Below are 4,527 nucleotides of genomic sequence, written 5' to 3'. Positions count from 1 at the left end.
TCCTCGACAGTCGGAATGAAAAGAATCGGCTTCCCTTTCGTATGAGAAACCTTCCCTGAAAACGAAGTCGCGACCCCGGCTGGCTCTTTCAATCGCTTGGTCTTGATGTAGCGAGCCAAGCGTCCCTCGACCAATTCCTCGGTCATGAATTCAAGGACGCCGCGAAGTTCCTCTGGACAGTCAATCGCCAACTGCATTTGGTCGCCCGTCCGTTTGAACCATCGCGTACCGTTCTGAGAATTCAACCATCGATCAATCGGCCACTTGATCCACCATGCCATCCACTCCGCGTCACTTGCGTTGCGATGGTCGACCGCGTGTTTTCCTTCCAGCAAATCTCGCCGCAACACGGGATGCTCCAACATGTGCGTTCGGCACAGCTTGGCAAACGCGGCCAAATCAACCGGGTCAAAGAACGACGATTGATCCAGCAACACGCGCAGCACCACCATCTTGTACGACTTGTTCAGACTGGTCGTCTCCACCGTCTTGAACCAATCGGCGAACCGCTTCAACGCTGCCTGTTCCGCATCGTTCAAATCACCTTCTTCGGCGGCAAAAGCAAACCAGCTTCCCGCACTTGCACTGACCGTTCCTGGGATGTACCCACGAGCCACCAATTCCGACGGCGTCGGGCGTCGTCCCAACTCATCTCGCAACCCGCGATATGCCTCCACCCCGGCTTTTGGTCCCGGTGGCAAGAATTGCCTCAGCAGATCCTGTGCTTCCAATTCAACATCCAGCAAGCAACCTTCGGGCAACTCCGGAGATGCACCCTGGATCCACTTCCGCAAATCGCCCCACTGAGCCGAGTGGTTGCCCAGCGACAACAAGTGCAGCATTCGCCGAGCAAACAATTGGTGGTTGCCGACGAAATCGATCACCAACAAGCGAGTCTTGCCCACGCTGGCACGCAGACCGCGGCCGAGTTGCTGCAAAAACACAACCTTGGATTCTGTTGGCCGCAGCATCACCACACGATCGACCGCCGGGATATCCAGTCCTTCGTTGAACATGTCGACCACACACAACACTTCCAGCGAACCGTCACGCAACTGTTCCAGCGATTCACCGTAGCTATCACCGCCGCCACCAGAAAACACCGCTGCCGAGCGAACACCTTTGGCACGCAGCCAATCACGTGCAAACAAAGCGTGACGCCGCGAGCAACAGAACACGATCGTTCGCTGACCGGGATGCTCGTTGATCGCTTTCCACAAGCGCTCCATCCGATCGCTCGTGGCGACGCGATGTTCCAGTTCCTCTGGGTCGAAGCGACCGTTCCGCCACGGAACTTGATCAAAGTCGACCGTGTCCCGGATACCAACGTAGTGAAACGGAACCAACGCCCCTTCTTCGATGCCCGTTCCGATGGACGCGTGGTAAGCCAAATTGTCATCGAAGATGCTGACCACATCGACGCCGTCAGCCCGCTCAGGCGTCGCCGTTAACCCCAGAATGAAACCGGCGTCCAGCTTCGCCAGCACACGGCGGTACGTGGGAGCTTGTGCATGGTGAACTTCGTCGATGATCACGTAATCAAAGTGTTCGTTCGCCAAACGTTTCAGACCTTCGGGACGAGCGAGCTTTTGAATCGAGGCGACCACCAACTCGCCGTCGATGTCACTGCGTGAGCCGAGATACCACGACGTTTGTGACGCCAGCGACTCGCCTTGCTTGAACACATCGTCGAGCAATTGAGAAAGAACGCTTTCCGCCTGCATCAAAATGTGCGAGCGGTGAGCGATCACCAACACTCGCGGACGACGCCCCAGCGACTGCCCGACTTGCCTGGCGTCAAAGGCGGCCAACCAAGTCTTCCCCATTCCCGTTGCGACCGAAATCAACGCCTTCGAAAAACCGTCCGCACGCAGGTTTGCGAGCGACTCAAGAGCGGCCGCCTGCCAAGGCCGAGGCTCGGGAATCGAGGTGGTGTCGATTCTTTCGGGTTGGAAGTTTTCCTGACGGTAGGCTTTGGCCTCCCGCTGGTACGATTCCACCAAATCGACAGTCAACGGAGCCGCTGATCGCCACAACTCATCAAACACGTGGGCGAAATCGTCCGGCACGCCCTCGCCTCCATGGCTCGAACAAAGCAAGTTCCATTCAACCCCCGTTTGCAAAGCGGGTTTGGACAGGTTGCTGCTACCAACGGCGACGAGCGAACCATGCTCATCCATGATTCGCCATGCCTTCGGGTGAAACGAGGCCGGCCGGCTGGTCAGTGATTTCATCCGCACCAGTCGAGCGTTCAAATCCCCTCGGAACTCGCCGTCGTCCCCGACCGTCTCCTGCCACGCGAGCAAACGAGCCAACGCATTTGGATGCGAGATATACAGGTAATCGCTGACCAAAATCCGAACCGCAACGTTTCTCTGCAGTGTTTCGAACAACCGCTCTTCGATTACCGCCAAGCCCGAAACTTGAACGAACGACGCCAGCACATCGATGTTGGTAGCACCTGCCATCCGAGTCGAGAGCCGTTCCCACAACGTGCAATCCGGGTGCCCGGTCAACAGTTCCAAACGCGGCGAATTTTTCAATTTCGCAGAAGCCGTCTCTGTCTCCGCCGGCGCTTCGTCAACCAGATAATTCGCCTTCTCCGGAATCACGTATCGAACGCCACCGCGCGGATCCGGCACATCGCCTGGATAACGAGGGATCACATGCACGTGGACATGCATCACCGTTTGGCCGGCGGTTTCACCGCAATTGAAACCGACGTTGTACCCATTGGGTTTTGGGTCCAGCGTTTCATCCAGGTGCGTCTTCACCACATTGACCAAACTCATCAACGTGGCTTGCTCGTCCGGTGACGCATCAAACCAAGTCGCCACCACCCGCCGCGTCACCACCAACGCATGCCCGCGCGTCACCGGAAAACGATCATGGAAAGCGAACGCCAACTCGTTCGAAGCAATCCAATCCTTCTCGTCGACGTTCAAGAACGGAGAGCGGTCCATGCGTTATTCAAACGTGTGTCGTGTCGATCCAGCGAGCTCACCTGTCGGAGCCCGGCAGCCCCCCTGCCTGCTTGTTTGGTGGTCTCTCGCACAATAGGATAACGGGCTTCAAAATGCAACCTCCTGAGAGTCTACGGGCGACGCAGCATGCCTGACTCGATTGTGCAGAGCAGCCTGCTGCGCATTGAAACGTGCATCCCTTTTTGAAGTTGTCGTATCAACGATTTCGGATGAGGGATCCACTGATTGAATTTGGACACAAAAACATTCGGCATGTGACTGCCGGCTAGGGGCATCGAGCGTGTCAACCTTCACCAATCTGTTGTTTCACATCATCTACAGCACGAAGTATCGCAAGCCCACAATCCGTACCGAATGGCAAGACGACCTCTATGGATACATCGGCGGCATCGTCCGCGACCAAAAGGGGACGCTACTGAAAATCGGTGGCGTCGAAGACCACGTTCATCTGTTGGCAAAGCTCAGTCCAACCATTGCGGTCTCCGATGTGCTGCGAAAGATCAAGTCGAACTCGTCCAAGTGGATCAACGAGCGTTCCGACGTGACGCGAAAGTTCGAATGGCAATCGGGCTACGCAGCGTTTTCAGTGAGCGAATCGCAGATGCCTGCAGTCGCCGAATACATTGCAAACCAAGCTGAACATCATCGCCAGAAAACGTTTGAAGAAGAATTCCTCGCCATTCTGCGGAAGCACAACATCGAGTTCGACATGCGTTACGTTTTCGAGCAGGAGGTCATCAAATGATCGGCCACGCAGCACGACGAACGCACGCAGCCACGTCGCGTCACGCGCACCTAGCCACGAAGTGGCGAAATGATGTAGCCATGGGCGTCAGCCCATGGAACCGGAATCCCCAACGCGCCGTTAGTCCCGAAGGGACGACAGGAAATCCCCCGTCACCAATTCATGTCGCCCCTTCAGGGCTTCTCGATCGCATTCGTCCATCCAACCACGGGTTTTCACCCGTGGCTACACCATGCCGTCCCATCGGGACTAATGCGTTCACGCCCAGTCGTTCCGCCTGCACCGAAGCCGAGAAGGTGGAAGACGACTCGAAAGCCACGAAGTGGCGAAATGATCTAGTGAGCCCATGGATCAGAAATCCCCACCACGCAGGTAGTCCCGAAGGGACGATAGGAGTTGGTGCGTCACCATCACGTGTCGCCCCTTCGGGGCTTCTCGATCGTATTTGTCCATCCAACCACGGGTTTGCACCCGTGGCTACACCATGCCGTCCCATCGGGACTAACACGTTCACGCCCGGTCCCTCTGCCCGCACCGAAGCCGAGAAGGCGGAAGTCGACTCGAAAGCCACGAAGTGGCGAAATGATGTAGCCGTGGGCGTCAGCCCATGGTCCCGGATTCCTCACCACGCAGGGAGTCCCGAAGGGACGATAGGAGTCGGTGCTTCACCGTCACATGCCGCCCCTTCAAAGCTTCTCGAACATATTTGTCCATCCGACCACGGGTTTGCACCCGCGGCTACACCATGCCGTCCCATCGGGACTTCGCCGAAAAGATGGAGGACTTGACCCGCGAGTT

2 protein-coding genes are annotated in these 4,527 nt (G+C 56.9%); one reads left to right on the top strand and one right to left on the bottom strand.

Annotated elements, in window-relative coordinates:
* Positions 1 to 2,963, bottom strand: a 2,963-nt coding sequence (locus ACF8AM_RS09845) for a DEAD/DEAH box helicase family protein (protein ID WP_392555473.1), incomplete at its 3' end; no start/stop codon positions are given.
* A 301-nt stretch (positions 2,964 to 3,264) separates the two neighbouring features.
* Between ACF8AM_RS09845 and tnpA the strand changes: the two genes are divergently transcribed.
* On the top strand, positions 3,265 to 3,729 hold the full coding sequence (tnpA, locus tag ACF8AM_RS09840; RefSeq protein WP_392555472.1) for an IS200/IS605 family transposase: 465 nt from the start codon (positions 3,265 to 3,267) through the stop codon (positions 3,727 to 3,729).
* Positions 3,730 to 4,527 lie beyond the last annotated feature (798 nt).

Source organism: Rhodopirellula sp. JB055, from assembly GCF_043100905.1.
Lineage (GTDB): Bacteria > Planctomycetota > Planctomycetia > Pirellulales > Pirellulaceae > Rhodopirellula.
This window is presented reverse-complemented; position numbering and strand designations above follow the sequence as displayed.